The organism is Mesorhizobium sp. WSM4809 (assembly GCF_055811655.1).
The window spans coordinates 1-14,893 of record NZ_JBVVQW010000003.1 but is presented as its reverse complement, the minus strand read 5'-3'; the positions used below and the strand labels follow the sequence as shown (position 1 = coordinate 14,893).

Below are 14,893 nucleotides of genomic sequence, written 5' to 3'. Positions count from 1 at the left end.
ATTTGGGAAAACCGAGCCTTATGCGGCTGCGGCGTCCGCGTCAGCGCTTTCGGCTTCGATGCGAGCGCGGTCGCCGGCGCCTTTGGCCGAAACGTCGCGATCGACGAACTCGATGACGGCCATGGCGGCGTTGTCACCGTGACGGAAGCCCGCCTTCATGATGCGCAGATAGCCGCCATTGCGGTTGGCGTAGCGCGGCGCGATGGTGTCGAACAGACGCTTGACGACGCCTTCATTGCCGATCTGGGCAATGACCTGGCGGCGGGCATGCAGGTCGCCGCGCTTGCCGAGCGTCACCAGCTTCTCGACGATCGGACGCAGGTCCTTCGCCTTCGGCAAGGTCGTGACGATCTGCTCGTGCTCGAGCAGCGACACGGCGAGGTTGGCGAACATCGACTTGCGATGGCTAATGCTTCGTGCGAAGCGACGGCCTTTGAAACCGTGGCGCATGGCTCTTTTCCTTCTTCAGTTGTTCAAGAGGCCGTGGCCTCTGATGGTTTTCCGCATGACCGTCGGATCGAGCGGCCCACGCCGCCCATCCTTGGAATTCATGCTCAATATTGGTCTTCGTAACGCTTAGCGAGGTCTTCGATGTTTTCCGGCGGCCAGTCCGGCACTTCCATGCCGAGGTGCAGGCCCATCGCCGCCAGGACTTCCTTGATCTCGTTCAGCGACTTGCGGCCGAAGTTCGGGGTGCGCAGCATCTCGGCTTCGGTCTTCTGGATCAGGTCGCCGATATAGACGATGTTGTCGTTCTTCAGGCAGTTGGCCGAACGCACCGAAAGCTCGAGTTCGTCGACCTTCTTGAGCAGCGCCGGGTTGAAGGCGAGCTCGGTGACGGCCTCGGCGGCGACTTCCTTCTGCGGCTCGTCGAAGTTGACGAACAGGCCGAGCTGGTCCTGCAGGATGCGGGCGGCGAAAGCCACCGCGTCCTCGCCGGTGATCGAACCGTCGGTGTCGATCGTCATGGTCAGCTTGTCATAGTCGAGAACTTGGCCCTCGCGGGTGTTCTCGACCTTGTAGGAGACCTTCTTGACCGGCGAATAAAGGCTGTCGACCGGGATCAAGCCGATCGGCGCGTCTTCGGCGCGGTTGCGGTCGGCCGGCACGTAACCCTTGCCGGTGTCGACGGTGAATTCCATGCGGATTTCAGCGCCTTCGTCCAGCGTGCAGATGACGTGGTCGGGGTTGAGGATCTCGACGTCGCCAACCGTCTGGATGTCGCCGGCAAGAACAGCACCCGGTCCCTGCTTGCGAACGACCATGCGCTTGGGACCATCGCCTTCCATGCGGATGGCGATTTCCTTGATATTCAAGACGATGTCGGTCACGTCCTCGCGCACGCCGGCGATGGACGAGAATTCATGCAGAACGCCGTCGATCTGCACGGCGGTAACAGCCGCACCGCGCAGCGAAGACAGAAGCACGCGGCGCAGCGCGTTGCCCAGCGTCAGGCCAAAGCCACGCTCGAGAGGCTCGGCGACCAGCGTGGTCAGCGTCTTCTTCTTCGACGAGAACTCGATCTTGTTCGGCTTGATCAGTTCCTGCCAATTTTTCTGGATCATGATGCTTTCCTTCCGTTGACCCGCCACCATCCAATCGTGGCGGGCGACCTGGAATGCCGCGGAGGAGCGCCCAAAGGCGCTCGCGCGGCGTTCGGTAAATGCTTAGACGCGACGCTTCTTGCGCGGGCGGCAGCCATTGTGCGGGATCGGCGTCACATCACGGATCGAGGTGATGGTGAAGCCGGCCGCCTGCAGGGCGCGCAGTGCCGATTCACGACCGGAGCCGGGTCCGCAGACCTCGACTTCGAGCATGCGCATGCCGTGTTCCTGGGCCTTCTTGGCAACATCCTCGGCAGCCATCTGGGCAGCGAACGGGGTCGACTTGCGCGAACCCTTGAAGCCCTGGGCACCGGCCGACGACCAGGCAATCGAATTGCCCTGCGCGTCGGTGATGGTGATCATCGTGTTGTTGAAGGTCGAATTGACGTGGGCAACGCCCGACGAGATGTTCTTGCGTTCGCGACGGCGAACACGAGCGGCTTCCTTGGCCATGATAGTCCTTTCAGTTGATCTCTACACCGCCGTAATGCCAGCGGCTCCACCTTCGTAAGGGAGTAGGGGAATAGGGCAGTAAGGGAGTAGGGAAAAGTGCGACCCGACTGGCGGGCATTCCCTACTGCCTTACTCCCCTACTCCCTTATTCCCCTAAAAAATTACTTCTTCTTGCCGGCGATCGACTTGGCCGGGCCCTTGCGGGTGCGCGCATTGGTATGCGTGCGCTGGCCGCGGACCGGCAGCGAGCGGCGGTGACGCAGGCCGCGGTAGCAGCCGAGGTCCATGAGCCGCTTGATGTTCATCGAGACTTCGCGGCGCAGGTCGCCTTCAACCTGGTAATCGCGGTCGATGGTTTCGCGGATCTGCAGCACTTCCGCGTCGGTCAGCTGGTTGACGCGGCGCTCGGCCGGGATGCCGACCTTGTCGACGATCTCCTGGGCGAACCGCTTGCCAATGCCGTGAATGTATTGAAGCGCAATGACAACGCGCTTGTTGGTCGGAATGTTGACGCCGGCTATACGAGCCATGTTCTTCCCTTCTCCATGTGGGCCGGCCAATCCTCAAAAACGAGGCGGGCACGGCGCTGTCTTAAGTTGCCCCGCGTCCGGTGGAGGCCGGCCCATGCGGGAGTTTCCAGTTCAATGCGGCTGCCTTGCCCTTGCGGACAAGCAAAGCTCATGCCTGATAGGAAGACGGGCCGCCATACCGCAGCGAACCGCCTCCGTCAAGTGCAATCGTTAATTTCCCCGCACTGCGTCCTTGAGCACCGCTTCGATCTGTTCCGTCACGGCGTCGATATCGGCCATGCCGTCGACACTGCGGAGCTTGCCCTTGGCATAGTAGTAGCCAATCAGCGGCGACGTCTTCTTGTAGTATTCCCTCAGGCGCTCTTCGAACACGGTCGGGTTGTCGTCCTTGCGAACGGGAAGGCCGGCGGCCTGCGCCTCGTCGGCGCGCTTGACGATCCGGCCAACCAGGGCCTTGTCGTCGACCACGAGCTCAATGACGGCGTCGAGGCCCTGGGAGCGATCCGACAGCATCTGCTCGACCGCATCCGCCTGCACCAGGGTCCGCGGATAACCGTCGAGGATGAACCCCTTGGCGCAGTCGGGCTGATCGATACGCTCGGCGACGATCGCGTTGACGATCGCGTCGGACACCAGTTCACCGGCATCCATCACCGCCTTGGCGCGCTTGCCGACTTCGGTGCCTGCCTGGACGGCAGCACGCAGCATGTCGCCCGTCGAGAGCTGGGGTATGCCGTGTTTTTCTACCAGTCTTTGTGCTTGCGTCCCCTTGCCCGCTCCTGGCGGCCCAAGCAATATCAACCTCATCTGGCTTTCTTCCCCCCGCGCAGCTTCGACTTCTTGATCAGGCCTTCATACTGGTGCGCAATCAGGTGCCCCTGAATCTGCGCAACCGTATCGAGCGTGACACTGACCACGATCAGAAGCGATGTGCCACCAAGGTAGAATGGTACGCCAGTCGCCGAGATCAGGAACTCCGGCAACAGGCACACCAGCACCAGATAGATGGCGCCGACGACGGTGATGCGGGTGAGAACGTAATCGATGTAATCGGCGGTGCGCTCGCCCGGACGATAGCCCGGGATGAAGCCCGAATGCTTCTTGAGCTGGTCGGCGGTGTCCTTCGGGTTGAAGACAATCGCAGTGTAGAAGAAGGCGAAGAACGCGATCATCGCCGCATAGAATGCCATGTAGAGCGGCTGGCCATGGCCGAGCGCGGCCAGGATGGTGCTGGCCCAGGCCGGCATGTTGGCCGTCTGCGAGAAGCCCGCGACGGTGGCCGGCAGCAACAGCAGCGACGAGGCGAAGATCGGCGGAATGACACCCGACGTGTTGAGCTTCAGCGGCAGATGCGAGGTATCGCCCTGGAACATGCGGTTGCCGACCTGGCGCTTCGGGTACTGGATCAGCAAGCGGCGCTGGGCTCGCTCGAAGAACACGATGAGCGCGATGACGACGACGGCCAGCACGATGATCGCCAGGATCAGGCCGGTCGACAGCGCGCCGGTGCGGCCAAGCTCCAGCGTGCCGGAGATGGCGTGCGGCAGGCCGGCGACGATGCCGGAGAAGATGATCAGCGAAATGCCGTTGCCGATGCCGCGCGCGGTGATCTGCTCGCCCAGCCACATCAGGAACATGGTGCCGCCGACCAGCGTGACGACGGTCGAGATGCGGAAGAACATGCCGGGATCGCTGACGATGCCGTTGCCGCCTTCCAGACCGACAGAAATGCCATAGGCCTGAACCAGCGCAAGCAGCACCGTGCCGTAGCGCGTGTATTGGTTGATGACCTTGCGGCCCTGTTCGCCTTCCTTCTTCAGCGCTTCCAGCGACGGGATGACCGAAGTCATCAGCTGCATGATGATGGAGGCGGAGATGTAAGGCATGATGCCGAGCGCAAAGATCGCCATGCGCTGCACGGCGCCGCCGGCGAACATGTTGAACATGCCAAGCACGCCCTTGCTCTGCGAAGAGAAGGCCTGGGCGAAGGCGTCGGGATTGATACCGGGAAGCGGGATGTAGGTGCCGAGGCGATAAACAAGCAGCGCGCCGATCGTGAACCAGATGCGCTTCTTCAAATCCTCCGCCTTGGCGAAGGCCGAGAAATTCAGATTCGAGGCTAATTGTTCAGCAGCCGAAGCCATGCCTGATTCTCCGCTTGGTAACGCTTGATGGCCCTGAGGTCAGGCGGCGCGTTTCACCGAAGCTCACGAGATAAGCTCCGGGCTCTAAACATGCAAGCGGCCGCGTTGACGCGGCCGCCTCGTTGAGCAGATCAAAGCGCAATCGTGAGCAAAAACGGATCCCACTCCTGCCGATCGCGCTTCAAATTGCCGTTACTCGGCAGCTGCCTTTTCCTGCGGCAGCTTGACCGAACCGCCGGCCTTTTCGATCTTTTCGATAGCGGCCTTGGAGGCGCCGGCAACGTCAAAGGCGAGCTTCGCCTTGATCTCGCCGTCCGAGAGGATGCGCACGCCGTCCTTGACGCGGCGGATGACGCCGGCGGCAACCAGCGATTCAGCCGTCACGGTCGCCTTGGCGTCGAGCTTCTTGGCGTCGATGGCCACCTGGATGCGGGCCAGCGACACGACGGTGAAGCTCTTGGCGAAGATGTTGTTGAAGCCACGCTTCGGCAGGCGCCGGTAGAGCGGCATCTGGCCGCCCTCGAAGCCGTTGATGGCGACGCCGGAGCGCGCCTTCTGGCCCTTGACGCCGCGACCGCCGGTCTTGCCGGAGCCGGAGCCGATACCACGGCCGAGACGCTTCTTGGAGTGCGTCGCGCCGTCCTTGTCACGCAGATCGTTGAGTTTCATCTGAGTTCTCCTGCGCTCTGGCTCAGCCCTCGTCCACGACGCGGACGAGATGCTGGACGGCAGCGATCATGCCGCGCACGGAGGGCGTATCTTCCAGCGTGCGCTGCTTGTGCATCTTGTTGAGGCCGAGGCCGACCAGCGTCGCGCGCTGCTCCTTCGGACGGCGGATCGGCGAACCGATCTGCTCAACGGTGATGGTCTTGGTTGCTTTCTTGGCCATGGTCAAAATCCCTGGTCAGATCGACTATTCTTCAGCCGCAACGGCGTTGCCGCGGCGGGCCTGAAGGGTCGAATACTTGATGCCGCGAGCAGCAGCCACATCCTTGGGATGCATCTGGCTCTTCAGCGCGTCGAAGGTGGCGCGAACCATGTTGTAGGGGTTCGACGAACCCATCGACTTGGCGACCACGTCATGCATGCCGAGCGTCTCGAAGACAGCGCGCATCGGGCCACCGGCGATGATGCCGGTACCTTGCTTGGCGGCGCGCAGCAGCACGCGTCCAGCACCCCAGCGTCCTTCGACGTCGTGATGCAGCGTACGGCCCGAGCGCAGCGGCACGAAGATCATGTCGCGCTTGGCCGATTCAGTTGCCTTGCGGATGGCTTCCGGCACTTCGCGCGCCTTGCCGTGACCAAAGCCGACGCGGCCCTTCTGGTCGCCGACGACGACGAGTGCTGCAAAACCGAAGCGACGGCCGCCCTTGACGACCTTGGCGACGCGGTTGATGTGGACGAGCTTGTCCACCATGCCGTCATCGCGTTCTTCACGATCGCGGCCGCGGCCGCCATCCCTACGTTCCTGTGCCATATCCTGTTCCTTGTTTTTTTCCGGAAGCACGGTTGCTGATAAGATCCGGTGCCTCGCCCCGAATAAATCGGGAAACGGTCACCGGGGGCGAAATCAATTCCTTCGCATAATCCCTATCCGAAAAGTCTGCAACTTTTCGGGACTATGCTTAGAAGCTCAAGCCACCTTCGCGGGCAGCCTCGGCGAGCGCCTTGACGCGGCCGTGATAGATGTAGGCACCGCGGTCGAAGACGACTTCCTTGACGCCGGCCTTGGTGGCGCGCTCGGCGATCAGCTTGCCGATCGCGGCGGCGGCGGCGGTGTCGGCGCCGGTCTTGAGCGAACCCTTGAGGTCCTTCTCGAGCGTCGAAGCGGCAGCGATGGTGTGGCCCTTGGCGTCGTCGATGACCTGCACGTAGATGTTCTTCGACGTGCGGTGGACCGACAGACGCGGACGCTCGCCGGCGACCTTCTTGATCTGACGACGGACGCGCTGCGCGCGGCGCTGCGTGGATTCCTTGGTACCCATGATGGTCTTCCTTGCCTTCAAAAAACGGGGGCCGCCATATGCGGTAGGCGAAAGCGCCTCCCGCGACCGCTCCCCGCGGCGTTACACTTCTTGGCTTGGCCTCAACTTCTCGAGGCCAGGCCCGCTACTTCTTCTTGCCTTCCTTGCGGACGATCTTCTCGCCGGCATAGCGGACGCCCTTGCCCTTGTAGGGCTCGGGACCGCGATACTCGCGGATCTCGGCCGCAACCTGGCCGACTTGCTGCTTGTCGATGCCGGCCACGGTGATTTCGGTCGGCTTCGGCACGGTAATGGTGATGCCGGCCGGCGTCTCATAGACGACGTCATGGCTGAAGCCAAGCGCCAGCTGCAGGTTCTTGCCCTGAAGTGCCGCGCGATAGCCGACGCCGGTGATCTCGAGCTTCTTCTCGAAACCGTCCTTGACGCCCTGCAGGATGTTGACGATCTGCGTGCGCGACATGCCCCACTTGGAGCGGGCGGTCTTGGTCTGGTCGCGCGGCAGGACAGCGATCTCGCTGCCTTCCATCTTGACCAGCACTTCGTCGTTCACCACGAACTTCAGCTCACCCTTGGGGCCCTTCGCCGTCACGGTCTGGCCGTTGACGGTCGCGGTCACGCCCTGCGGCAGCGAAACGGGTTTCTTTCCAATACGAGACATTTTGTTGTCCTCGTCACTTCTCTTGTTTCAGGTCTCTGTCTTCGGGAACGATCCGGAGACCGGATTCCACTTTGCGGTCAACTGCCAGATCAGAAGATCTGGCAGAGAATCTCACCGCCGACGTTCTGTTCACGTGCTTCATGGTCGGCCATCACGCCCTTCGGTGTCGAAAGGATGGCGATGCCGAGGCCGTTGGCGACCTGCGGAATCGACTTGGCCGAAACATAGACGCGGCGGCCTGGCTTCGAGACGCGGGCGATTTCGCGCACGACCGGCGCGCCGTCGAAATACTTCAGCTCGATCTCGATTTCGGACTTGCCGTTGTCGAAGTCGGTCTGGCTGTAATCGCGGATATAGCCTTCAGCCTTCAGCACGTCGAGGACGCGGGTGCGCAGACGCGAAGCCGGCGTCGAAACGCTCGACTTCTTGCGGCCGTACGCGTTGCGGATGCGGGTCAGCATATCGCCGAGAGGATCGCTCAATGACATGTTATGTCCTCCTTACCAGCTCGACTTGACCAGGCCCGGGATCTGGCCGTTATTGCCGAGATCACGAAGCGCGATGCGCGATACTTTGAGCTTGCGATAGTAGGCGCGCGGACGGCCGGTGACTTCGCAGCGGTTGCGGATGCGGATCTTGGCCGAGTTGCGCGGCATGGCGGCAAGCTTGAGCTGAGCGCGGAAACGCTCTTCCATCGGCTTGGACTGATCCATGATGATCGCCTTCAGGGCAGCGCGCTTGGGACCGTACTGGTCGGCAAGCTTGCGGCGCCTGTTGTTCTTCTCGACTGAGCTGGTCTTTGCCATTTCAGATTTTTCCTTTTCTCGCTGCCGTTACTGGCGGAAGGGGAAGTTGAAAGCCTTGAGCAATGCCCTGGCTTCGTCGTCCGTCTTCGCAGTCGTACAAACGATGACGTCCATGCCCCAGATCTGATCAACCTTGTCGTAGTTGATCTCCGGGAACACGATGTGTTCCTTGATGCCCATGGCGTAGTTGCCACGGCCATCGAAGCTCTTCGGATTGAGCCCGCGGAAGTCGCGGACGCGTGGCAGTGCGATATTCACGAGACGGTCGAGGAACTCGTACATGCGTTCCTTGCGCAGCGTGACCTTGGCGCCGATCGGCATCTTCTCGCGGACCTTGAAGCCGGCAATCGAGTTGCGGGCGCGGGTGACGACGGCCTTCTGGCCGGCGATCATCGCCAGGTCTTCGGCCGCGATCGAAGGCTTCTTGGAATCGGCGGTCGCTTCGCCAACGCCCATGTTCAGCACGATCTTGTCGATGCGCGGAACCTGCATCTCGTTGTCGTAGCCGAACTGTTCCTGCAACGCCTTGCGGATGGTCTCGTTGTAGACCTGCTTGAGGCGCGGCGTGTTGTTCGCGGTCGCCTGCTTGGATTGAGCCTTAGCCATTGATGACTTCTCCCGAGCGCTTGGCGACGCGCACCTTCTTGCCGTCCTTCTGGAAGATGAAACCGACGCGGGTCGGCTTGCCATCCTTGGGGTCGGCCAGCGCGATGTTCGACAGCTGGATCGGCGCTTCCTTGGTGATGATCCCGCCCTCTTGGGACTGGGACTGCTTCTGGTGACGACGGATCATGTTGACGCCGCGCACCAGCGCGGTGTCTTCCTTCGGCTGCACCGAGAGGACTTCGCCCGAACGGCCCTTGTCCTTGCCGGCCAGCACGACGACCTTGTCGCCTTTTCTAATCTTTTGCATTGGTCCGGCTCCTTACAGCACTTCAGGCGCGAGCGAGATGATCTTCATGTGGTTCTTGGCGCGGAGTTCGCGCGGAACCGGTCCGAAGATACGCGTGCCGATCGGCTCTTTCTTGTTGTCGACGAGAACGGCCGCGTTCTTGTCGAAACGGATCACGCTGCCGTCCGGGCGGCGGATGTCCTTGGCCGTGCGAACCACGACCGCCTTCATCACATCGCCCTTCTTTACGCGGCCGCGCGGAATGGCTTCCTTGATCGACACCACGATGATGTCGCCCACGGAAGCGTATTTCCGCTTCGAGCCGCCCAGCACCTTGATGCACATGACACGACGGGCGCCGGAATTATCCGCGACGTCGAGGTTTGTTTGCATCTGAATCATGACTGGCCGCCTTCTTCTCTTCTAACGGGATGGGCTCAAAGCCCCTCCCCGGTCTGTCCAAAATTCGTTGTTTACGCCCGAGGTCAGGCTTGGTCCGAAGACACGACGATCCAGCGCTTGTCCTTGGAAATCGGCTTCGATTCCTGGATGAACACCTGATCGCCAACCTTGTGGGCGTTGTTCTCGTCGTGCGCCTTGTACTTCTTGGTCATGCGCACGGTCTTCTTCATCACGGGATGCGTGAAGCGCCGTTCGACCTTGACGACAACCGTCTTCTCGTTCTTGTCGCTGACGACGGTGCCCTGCAGAATGCGCTTTGGCATGGTTTTCGTCCTTAAGCCTTCTTAGCCGCGGACTTTTCCGCAGCGATGGTCTTGATACGCGCAATATCCTTACGGACCTGTCTCACGCGCGCGGTCTTCTCGAGCTGGCCGGTGGCCTTCTGGAAGCGCAGGTTGAACTGCTCCTTCTTCAGGCTGGCCAGGTCGTCGGTCAGCTGGTCCTGGGTCTTGGTCCGGATGTCTTCGGCTTTCATGATCAGCCCGTCCTTATTCTGCGATGCGCTGCACGAAGCGCGTCTTGACCGAGAGCTTGGCCGCGCCGAGACGCAGTGCCTCACGGGCGGTTTCTTCATTGACGCCGTCGATCTCGAACATGATACGGCCCGGCTTGACGCGCGCCGCCCAGTAGTCGACCGCACCCTTGCCCTTACCCATGCGGACTTCGGTCGGCTTCGAAGTGACCGGCACGTCCGGGAAAATACGGATCCAGACGCGACCAGCGCGCTTCATTTCACGCGTGATCGCGCGGCGGGCCGCCTCGATCTCACGTGCGGTGACGCGGTTCGGCTCAAGCGCCTTCAGCCCGAAACCACCGAAATCCAGGTTGGTGCCGCCCTTTGCGGTACCATGGATACGGCCCTTGAACTGCTTGCGGAACTTTGTGCGCTTTGGCTGCAGCATCGTTCTAACTCCAAATTCCTAAATGTCTCAGGCGTTTTCGCGACGACGACCGCGTTCGCGATCACCACCACCGCCATGCGCTGCGTCGCTTTCGCTGGCCCGACGCTCCGAAGCCATCGGGTCATGCTCAAGGATTTCGCCCTTGAACACCCAGACCTTGACGCCGCAGATGCCATAAGCCGTGTGCGCTTCGGCCGTACCGTAGTCGACGTCCGCACGCAGAGTATGCAGCGGCACGCGGCCTTCGCGATACCATTCCATGCGCGCGATCTCGGCGCCGCCGAGGCGGCCGGCGCAGTTGATGCGGATGCCTTCGGCCCCGAGGCGCATCGCCGACTGAACGGCACGCTTCATGGCGCGGCGGAACGCGATACGACGCTCGAGCTGCTGGGCGATCGACTGGGCGACCAGGGTCGCGTCGATTTCCGGCTTGCGCACTTCAACGATGTTGAGGTGCGTCTCGGACTTCGTCATCTCCATCAGCTTCTTGCGAAGCTTCTCGATGTCGGCGCCCTTCTTGCCGATGATCAGACCCGGGCGCGCGGCGTGGATGGTGACGCGGCACTTCTTGTGCGGACGCTCGATCACGACCTTCGAGATGGCAGCCTGCTTGAGCTCCTTCTCGAGATACTTGCGGATCTTGATGTCCTCATGCAGCAGCTTGCCGTACTCGCCGGTGTTCGCGAACCAGCGCGAATCCCAGGTGCGGTTGATGCCGAGGCGAAGACCGATCGGATTGACTTTCTGGCCCATTATGCGGCCTCCCCTTTTTCTTCGACTTCACGAACGACGATCGTGAGGTGCGAGAACGGCTTCTCGATACGGCTGGCGCGACCGCGGCCACGGGCATGGAACCGCTTCATGACGATCGACTTGCCGACATAGGCTTCCGCCACGATCAGCGCATCGACATCCAGGTCGTGGTTGTTTTCCGCGTTGGCGATTGCCGATTCCAGCGTCTTCTTGACCGTGCCGGAAATCCGCTTGGCCGAGAATTCGAGATCGGAAAGCGCTGTCGCGACCTTCTTGCCGCGGATCAGCGCGGCAACGAGGTTCAGCTTCTGCGGGCTGATACGGATCGTGCGCAATACGGCGCGCGCTTCGTTATCAGCAAGCCTGCGCGGAGCTTTGGCCTTGCCCATGATTATTTCCTCTTCGCCTTCTTATCCGCGCCGTGACCGTAATAGGTCCGGGTCGGAGCGAATTCACCGAACTTGTGACCGACCATGTCCTCGTTCACCGAGACGGGAACATGCTTCTGGCCGTTGTAGACACCGAAGGTGAAGCCGACGAACTGCGGCAGGATGGTGGAGCGACGGCTCCACATCTTGATCACCTCATTGCGACCACCTTCACGAACCTTGTCCACCTTCTTGAGAAGGTAGCCGTCAATGAAGGGGCCTTTCCAAATCGAACGAGTCACTTGGCGTTACCTCTTCTTAGCTCTTGCGCTGATGGCGCGAGCGCAGGATGAACTTGTCGGTCGCCTTGTTGGACCGCGTCTTCTTGCCCTTGGTCGGCTTGCCCCAGGGCGAAACCGGATGGCGGCCACCCGAAGTGCGGCCTTCGCCGCCGCCGTGCGGATGGTCGACCGGGTTCATGGTCACGCCGCGATTGTGCGGGCGCTTGCCACGCCAAACCGTGCGACCGGCCTTGCCGTCATTGATGTTGCCGTGGTCCGGATTGGACACGGCGCCGACAGTGGCCATGCAGGAGCCGTGAACGACACGCTGCTCGCCCGAATTGAGGCGCAGGATCGCCATGCCCTGGTCACGACCGACCAGCTGACCGTAACCACCTGCCGAACGGGCGACCTGAGCGCCCTTGCCCGGCTTCAGCTCGATGTTGTGGACGATGGTGCCGACCGGCATCGAAGCCAGCGGCATCGCATTGCCCGGCTTCACATCTACCGATTCACCGGAGACGATCTTGTCGCCGGGAGCCAGACGCTGCGGAGCGATGATGTAGGACAGCTCGCCATCGTCATACTTGATCAGCGCGATGAAGGCGGTGCGGTTCGGATCGTATTCAATGCGCTCGACCGTGCCGACGACGTCGAACTTGCGGCGCTTGAAGTCGATGATGCGGTACGAACGCTTGTGACCACCGCCGATGAAGCGGGCGGTGATGCGACCGTGATTGTTGCGGCCGCCCGACTTGGTCAGGCCTTCGGTCAGACCCTTGACGGGCTTGCCCTTGTAAAGACCCGAGCGGTCGACGATGACCAGCTGACGGGTGCTGGGCGTTACCGGGTTGAATTTTTTCAGTGCCATTGTTCTGTCCTCGCGGCCTTGCTCAGAGACCCGTCGCGACGTCGATCGACTGACCATCGGCCAGCGTCACAACCGCCTTCTTGACGTCGCTCTGGCGGCCAACCGTGCCACGGAAGCGCTTGATCTTGCCCTTGCGGACAAGCGTGTTCACGGCCATCACCTTGACGCCGAACAGCGCTTCGACGGCGGCCTTGATTTCCGGCTTCGACGCCTTCTTGGCGACGTTGAAGACGACCTTGTTCTGCTCGGAGGCCATGGTCGACTTTTCGGTGATCGCCGGCGAGACGATCACGTCGTAATGACGAAGGTCGGTCATTTAAAACGCTCCTCGAGAGCCTCGACGGCGGCCTTCGAAAGGACCAGCGTGCCGCGGCGCAGAATGTCGTAGACGTTGATGCCCTGGATGGGCAGCACGTCGATGTTGGGGATGTTCGTCGCCGCCAGCTTGAAGTTCTTGTCAAGCTCGGCGCCGCCGATCAGCAAAGCGTTGGTCAGGCCCAGCGTCGCGAAATTCGCGATCAGCGCCTTCGTCTTGGCCTCGGTCAGCTTCAGCTCGTCGATGATGATGATCGACGCGCTCTTGGCCTTGGCCGAGAGAGCATGCTTGAGGCCGAGAGCACGAACCTTCTTCGGCAGTTCGTGCTCGTGGCTGCGAACGACCGGGCCGTGGGCCTTGCCGCCGCCGCGGAACTGCGGAGCGCGTGCCGAATGGTGACGGGCGCGGCCCGTACCCTTCTGCTTGTACATCTTGGCGCCGGTGCGCGCGATCTCGGCGCGACCCTTGGTCTTGTGCGTGCCCTGCTGCTTCTTGGCAAGCTGCCAGCGCACGACGCGCTGCAGGATGTCTTCGCGCGGATCAAGGCCGAAAATCTCGTCGGAGAGTTCCACCTTGCCGGCGTCCTTGCCGCCCAGCGTTGTGATCTTGAGATCCATTATTCCGCTCCCTCTGTGGCCGGAGCCTCGTTCTTGGCGCCACTTTCGGCAGCAACGGCGCGGATCGCGGCAGGCTTCGGCGCATTGGCCGGCAGTGCCACCTTGGCCGCATCGCGGACCAGGATCCAGGCGCCCTTCGATCCGGGAACCGCACCGCGGATCAGGATCAGGCCGCGGTCGGCGTCGGTCGATACGATCTCGACATTCTGCGTGGTGACGCGGGTGTCGCCCATGTGGCCAGCCATATGCTTGCCCTTGAACACCTTGCCCGGGTCCTGACGCTGGCCGGTCGAACCGTGCGTACGGTGCGAAACCGAGTTACCGTGCGTTGCACGGCCACCGCCCATGTGGTGGCGCTTGATGACGCCCTGAAAGCCCTTGCCGATCGTCGTGCCCGTCACATCGACCTTCTGGCCGGCGACGAAGTGCTCGACGGTGATCTCGGCGCCGACATCGATCATGTTGTCGGCGGAGACGCGGAACTCGGCGACCTTCGCCTTCGGCTCGACGGAAGCGGTCGCGAAATGGCCGCGCATCGCCTTCGACGTGTTCTTCACCTTGGCAAGGCCAACGCCGAGCTGAACGGCGGTGTAGCCATTCTTCTCTTGCGTGCGCTGGGCCACGACCTGGCAGTTCTCCATCAGGAGAACGGTGACGGGAACATGTTCCCCGGCATCGTTGTAGATGCGGGTCATTCCCACCTTCTTTGCAATCACACCTGAACGCATCGGTTCAATTCCTTTAGAGTTCCGGGCCAGGGGCACCGCCCCTTACCGCGCTCTCATTCCCTTAGAGCTTGATCTCGACGTCGACGCCGGCGGCCAGATCGAGCTTCATCAAAGCATCGACCGTCTGCGGGGTCGGATCGACGATGTCGAGCAGACGCTTGTGCGTGCGCATCTCGAACTGCTCGCGGCTCTTCTTGTCGACGTGAGGCGACCGGTTGACCGTGAACTTTTCGATCCGCGTCGGCAGCGGAATGGGGCCGCGGACGTTTGCGCCGGTACGCTTGGCCGTCGACACGATTTCCTTCGTCGAGGCGTCGAGCACGCGGTGGTCAAACGCCTTAAGGCGGATGCGGATATTCTGTCCGTTCATGCGTCACTTCCTTGTTCTGGCGCGGCGCGGGCAACTCCCGCGCCCGCGACAGATCGGTTTAAGTCCAAATTACTCTTTGATGGTGACGACGATGCCGGCACCGACGGTGCGGCCGCCTTCACGGATAGCGAAGCGCAGCTTCTCTTCCATGGC

The 14,893-nt window shown here is 61.8% G+C and carries 28 protein-coding genes; all 28 read right to left on the bottom strand.

Annotated elements, in window-relative coordinates; all coding sequences use genetic code 11:
• Positions 1-18: 18 nt before the first annotated feature.
• On the bottom strand, positions 19-450 hold the full coding sequence (rplQ, locus tag AC0L24_RS08100; RefSeq protein WP_013531439.1) for a 50S ribosomal protein L17: 432 nt from the start codon (positions 448-450) through the stop codon (positions 19-21).
• 104 nt (positions 451-554) lie between these two features.
• On the bottom strand, positions 555-1,565 hold the full coding sequence (locus AC0L24_RS08095) for a DNA-directed RNA polymerase subunit alpha (RefSeq protein WP_023812081.1): 1,011 nt from the start codon (positions 1,563-1,565) through the stop codon (positions 555-557).
• 102 nt (positions 1,566-1,667) lie between these two features.
• Positions 1,668-2,057, bottom strand: coding sequence for a 30S ribosomal protein S11 (rpsK, locus tag AC0L24_RS08090; protein ID WP_006205444.1), 390 nt, complete (start codon positions 2,055-2,057; stop codon positions 1,668-1,670).
• A gap of 161 nt (positions 2,058-2,218) precedes the next feature.
• Positions 2,219-2,587, bottom strand: coding sequence for a 30S ribosomal protein S13 (gene rpsM, locus AC0L24_RS08085; RefSeq protein ID WP_013531437.1), 369 nt, complete (start codon positions 2,585-2,587; stop codon positions 2,219-2,221).
• Positions 2,588-2,797: 210 nt separating this feature from the next.
• Positions 2,798-3,394 (bottom strand): adenylate kinase, encoded by a 597-nt coding sequence (locus AC0L24_RS08080; RefSeq protein WP_013531436.1) that lies wholly within the window; start codon positions 3,392-3,394, stop codon positions 2,798-2,800.
• Positions 3,391-4,731: a preprotein translocase subunit SecY gene (gene secY / locus AC0L24_RS08075; RefSeq protein ID WP_027038734.1), complete on the bottom strand. Its 1,341-nt coding sequence runs from the start codon at positions 4,729-4,731 to the stop codon at positions 3,391-3,393. The genes AC0L24_RS08080 and secY overlap by 4 nt, the downstream gene beginning before the upstream one ends.
• Positions 4,732-4,923: 192 nt before the next feature.
• Positions 4,924-5,400, bottom strand: coding sequence for a 50S ribosomal protein L15 (gene rplO, locus AC0L24_RS08070; RefSeq protein WP_013531434.1), 477 nt, complete (start codon positions 5,398-5,400; stop codon positions 4,924-4,926).
• Positions 5,401-5,422: 22 nt separating this feature from the next.
• The gene (gene rpmD / locus AC0L24_RS08065) at positions 5,423-5,620 is read right to left on the bottom strand and encodes a 50S ribosomal protein L30 (protein WP_006205449.1); all 198 of its coding nucleotides are present in this window, start codon (positions 5,618-5,620) and stop codon (positions 5,423-5,425) included.
• 24 nt (positions 5,621-5,644) lie between these two features.
• Positions 5,645-6,208: a 30S ribosomal protein S5 gene (gene rpsE, locus AC0L24_RS08060; RefSeq protein ID WP_127810387.1), complete on the bottom strand. Its 564-nt coding sequence runs from the start codon at positions 6,206-6,208 to the stop codon at positions 5,645-5,647.
• A 148-nt stretch (positions 6,209-6,356) separates the two neighbouring features.
• Positions 6,357-6,716 carry a 50S ribosomal protein L18 gene (rplR, locus tag AC0L24_RS08055; RefSeq protein WP_027038735.1) on the bottom strand — a complete coding sequence of 120 codons (360 nt, stop codon included), beginning with the start codon at positions 6,714-6,716 and terminating at the stop codon, positions 6,357-6,359.
• 124 nt (positions 6,717-6,840) lie between these two features.
• Positions 6,841-7,374 (bottom strand): 50S ribosomal protein L6, encoded by a 534-nt coding sequence (gene rplF, locus AC0L24_RS08050; protein WP_127810386.1) that lies wholly within the window; start codon positions 7,372-7,374, stop codon positions 6,841-6,843.
• Between the two features lie 89 nt (positions 7,375-7,463).
• Positions 7,464-7,862, bottom strand: coding sequence for a 30S ribosomal protein S8 (gene rpsH / locus AC0L24_RS08045; protein WP_013531431.1), 399 nt, complete (start codon positions 7,860-7,862; stop codon positions 7,464-7,466).
• A gap of 12 nt (positions 7,863-7,874) precedes the next feature.
• A complete protein-coding gene (gene rpsN, locus AC0L24_RS08040) occupies positions 7,875-8,180 on the bottom strand; it encodes a 30S ribosomal protein S14 (protein ID WP_013895695.1) in 306 nt (101 codons plus the stop codon).
• Positions 8,181-8,207: 27 nt separating this feature from the next.
• Positions 8,208-8,786, bottom strand: a complete 579-nt coding sequence (gene rplE / locus AC0L24_RS08035) for a 50S ribosomal protein L5 (protein ID WP_127270613.1) — start codon at positions 8,784-8,786, stop codon at positions 8,208-8,210.
• Positions 8,779-9,093, bottom strand: coding sequence for a 50S ribosomal protein L24 (gene rplX, locus AC0L24_RS08030; protein ID WP_013531428.1), 315 nt, complete (start codon positions 9,091-9,093; stop codon positions 8,779-8,781). Before rplX ends, rplE begins: the two co-directional genes overlap by 8 nt.
• Positions 9,094-9,105: 12 nt before the next feature.
• On the bottom strand, positions 9,106-9,474 hold the full coding sequence (gene rplN / locus AC0L24_RS08025; RefSeq protein WP_006205457.1) for a 50S ribosomal protein L14: 369 nt from the start codon (positions 9,472-9,474) through the stop codon (positions 9,106-9,108).
• A gap of 83 nt (positions 9,475-9,557) precedes the next feature.
• Positions 9,558-9,797, bottom strand: a complete 240-nt coding sequence (rpsQ, locus tag AC0L24_RS08020) for a 30S ribosomal protein S17 (protein WP_010909280.1) — start codon at positions 9,795-9,797, stop codon at positions 9,558-9,560.
• Positions 9,798-9,808: 11 nt separating this feature from the next.
• Positions 9,809-10,009 (bottom strand): 50S ribosomal protein L29, encoded by a 201-nt coding sequence (gene rpmC / locus AC0L24_RS08015; RefSeq protein ID WP_006205459.1) that lies wholly within the window; start codon positions 10,007-10,009, stop codon positions 9,809-9,811.
• A 13-nt stretch (positions 10,010-10,022) separates the two neighbouring features.
• Positions 10,023-10,436, bottom strand: coding sequence for a 50S ribosomal protein L16 (gene rplP / locus AC0L24_RS08010; RefSeq protein ID WP_013531427.1), 414 nt, complete (start codon positions 10,434-10,436; stop codon positions 10,023-10,025).
• A 27-nt stretch (positions 10,437-10,463) separates the two neighbouring features.
• Complete coding sequence (rpsC, locus tag AC0L24_RS08005) at positions 10,464-11,189, bottom strand: 30S ribosomal protein S3 (RefSeq protein ID WP_013531426.1); 726 nt, start codon at positions 11,187-11,189, stop codon at positions 10,464-10,466.
• A complete protein-coding gene (gene rplV / locus AC0L24_RS08000) occupies positions 11,189-11,578 on the bottom strand; it encodes a 50S ribosomal protein L22 (RefSeq protein ID WP_006205462.1) in 390 nt (129 codons plus the stop codon). The genes rpsC and rplV overlap by 1 nt, the downstream gene beginning before the upstream one ends.
• 2 nt (positions 11,579-11,580) lie before the next feature.
• Positions 11,581-11,859 (bottom strand): 30S ribosomal protein S19, encoded by a 279-nt coding sequence (rpsS, locus tag AC0L24_RS07995; protein ID WP_006205463.1) that lies wholly within the window; start codon positions 11,857-11,859, stop codon positions 11,581-11,583.
• A gap of 16 nt (positions 11,860-11,875) precedes the next feature.
• On the bottom strand, positions 11,876-12,709 hold the full coding sequence (gene rplB / locus AC0L24_RS07990; protein WP_024505067.1) for a 50S ribosomal protein L2: 834 nt from the start codon (positions 12,707-12,709) through the stop codon (positions 11,876-11,878).
• 22 nt (positions 12,710-12,731) lie between these two features.
• Positions 12,732-13,025 carry a 50S ribosomal protein L23 gene (locus AC0L24_RS07985; protein ID WP_013531424.1) on the bottom strand — a complete coding sequence of 98 codons (294 nt, stop codon included), beginning with the start codon at positions 13,023-13,025 and terminating at the stop codon, positions 12,732-12,734.
• On the bottom strand, positions 13,022-13,642 hold the full coding sequence (gene rplD / locus AC0L24_RS07980) for a 50S ribosomal protein L4 (protein WP_013531423.1): 621 nt from the start codon (positions 13,640-13,642) through the stop codon (positions 13,022-13,024). Before rplD ends, AC0L24_RS07985 begins: the two co-directional genes overlap by 4 nt.
• A complete protein-coding gene (gene rplC / locus AC0L24_RS07975; protein WP_013531422.1) occupies positions 13,642-14,370 on the bottom strand; it encodes a 50S ribosomal protein L3 in 729 nt (242 codons plus the stop codon). Before rplC ends, rplD begins: the two co-directional genes overlap by 1 nt.
• A 61-nt stretch (positions 14,371-14,431) precedes the next feature.
• Entirely contained in the window at positions 14,432-14,740 is a 309-nt protein-coding gene (gene rpsJ, locus AC0L24_RS07970) for a 30S ribosomal protein S10 (protein WP_010909272.1), read from the bottom strand.
• A gap of 69 nt (positions 14,741-14,809) precedes the next feature.
• The coding region (locus tag AC0L24_RS07965) for an EF-Tu C-terminal domain-related protein (RefSeq protein ID WP_455749504.1) at positions 14,810-14,893 on the bottom strand (84 nt) is incomplete at its 5' end.

Bases quoted from the DNA above. Each gene is read 5' to 3' on its own strand.
- rplQ (WP_013531439.1), bottom strand. From the start codon at position 450: ATGCGCCACGGTTTCAAAGGCCGTCGCTTCGCACGAAGCATTAGCCAT.
- AC0L24_RS08095 (WP_023812081.1), bottom strand. From the start codon at position 1,565: ATGATCCAGAAAAATTGGCAGGAACTGATCAAGCCGAACAAGATCGAG.
- rpsK (WP_006205444.1), bottom strand. From the start codon at position 2,057: ATGGCCAAGGAAGCCGCTCGTGTTCGCCGTCGCGAACGCAAGAACATC.
- rpsM (WP_013531437.1), bottom strand. From the start codon at position 2,587: ATGGCTCGTATAGCCGGCGTCAACATTCCGACCAACAAGCGCGTTGTC.
- AC0L24_RS08080 (WP_013531436.1), bottom strand. From the start codon at position 3,394: ATGAGGTTGATATTGCTTGGGCCGCCAGGAGCGGGCAAGGGGACGCAA.
- secY (WP_027038734.1), bottom strand. From the start codon at position 4,731: ATGGCTTCGGCTGCTGAACAATTAGCCTCGAATCTGAATTTCTCGGCC.
- rplO (WP_013531434.1), bottom strand. From the start codon at position 5,400: ATGAAACTCAACGATCTGCGTGACAAGGACGGCGCGACGCACTCCAAG.
- rpmD (WP_006205449.1), bottom strand. From the start codon at position 5,620: ATGGCCAAGAAAGCAACCAAGACCATCACCGTTGAGCAGATCGGTTCG.
- rpsE (WP_127810387.1), bottom strand. From the start codon at position 6,208: ATGGCACAGGAACGTAGGGATGGCGGCCGCGGCCGCGATCGTGAAGAA.
- rplR (WP_027038735.1), bottom strand. From the start codon at position 6,716: ATGGGTACCAAGGAATCCACGCAGCGCCGCGCGCAGCGCGTCCGTCGT.
- rplF (WP_127810386.1), bottom strand. From the start codon at position 7,374: ATGTCTCGTATTGGAAAGAAACCCGTTTCGCTGCCGCAGGGCGTGACC.
- rpsH (WP_013531431.1), bottom strand. From the start codon at position 7,862: ATGTCATTGAGCGATCCTCTCGGCGATATGCTGACCCGCATCCGCAAC.
- rpsN (WP_013895695.1), bottom strand. From the start codon at position 8,180: ATGGCAAAGACCAGCTCAGTCGAGAAGAACAACAGGCGCCGCAAGCTT.
- rplE (WP_127270613.1), bottom strand. From the start codon at position 8,786: ATGGCTAAGGCTCAATCCAAGCAGGCGACCGCGAACAACACGCCGCGC.
- rplX (WP_013531428.1), bottom strand. From the start codon at position 9,093: ATGCAAAAGATTAGAAAAGGCGACAAGGTCGTCGTGCTGGCCGGCAAG.
- rplN (WP_006205457.1), bottom strand. From the start codon at position 9,474: ATGATTCAGATGCAAACAAACCTCGACGTCGCGGATAATTCCGGCGCC.
- rpsQ (WP_010909280.1), bottom strand. From the start codon at position 9,797: ATGCCAAAGCGCATTCTGCAGGGCACCGTCGTCAGCGACAAGAACGAG.
- rpmC (WP_006205459.1), bottom strand. From the start codon at position 10,009: ATGAAAGCCGAAGACATCCGGACCAAGACCCAGGACCAGCTGACCGAC.
- rplP (WP_013531427.1), bottom strand. From the start codon at position 10,436: ATGCTGCAGCCAAAGCGCACAAAGTTCCGCAAGCAGTTCAAGGGCCGT.
- rpsC (WP_013531426.1), bottom strand. From the start codon at position 11,189: ATGGGCCAGAAAGTCAATCCGATCGGTCTTCGCCTCGGCATCAACCGC.
- rplV (WP_006205462.1), bottom strand. From the start codon at position 11,578: ATGGGCAAGGCCAAAGCTCCGCGCAGGCTTGCTGATAACGAAGCGCGC.
- rplB (WP_024505067.1), bottom strand. From the start codon at position 12,709: ATGGCACTGAAAAAATTCAACCCGGTAACGCCCAGCACCCGTCAGCTG.
- AC0L24_RS07985 (WP_013531424.1), bottom strand. From the start codon at position 13,025: ATGACCGACCTTCGTCATTACGACGTGATCGTCTCGCCGGCGATCACC.
- rplD (WP_013531423.1), bottom strand. From the start codon at position 13,642: ATGGATCTCAAGATCACAACGCTGGGCGGCAAGGACGCCGGCAAGGTG.
- rplC (WP_013531422.1), bottom strand. From the start codon at position 14,370: ATGCGTTCAGGTGTGATTGCAAAGAAGGTGGGAATGACCCGCATCTAC.
- rpsJ (WP_010909272.1), bottom strand. From the start codon at position 14,740: ATGAACGGACAGAATATCCGCATCCGCCTTAAGGCGTTTGACCACCGC.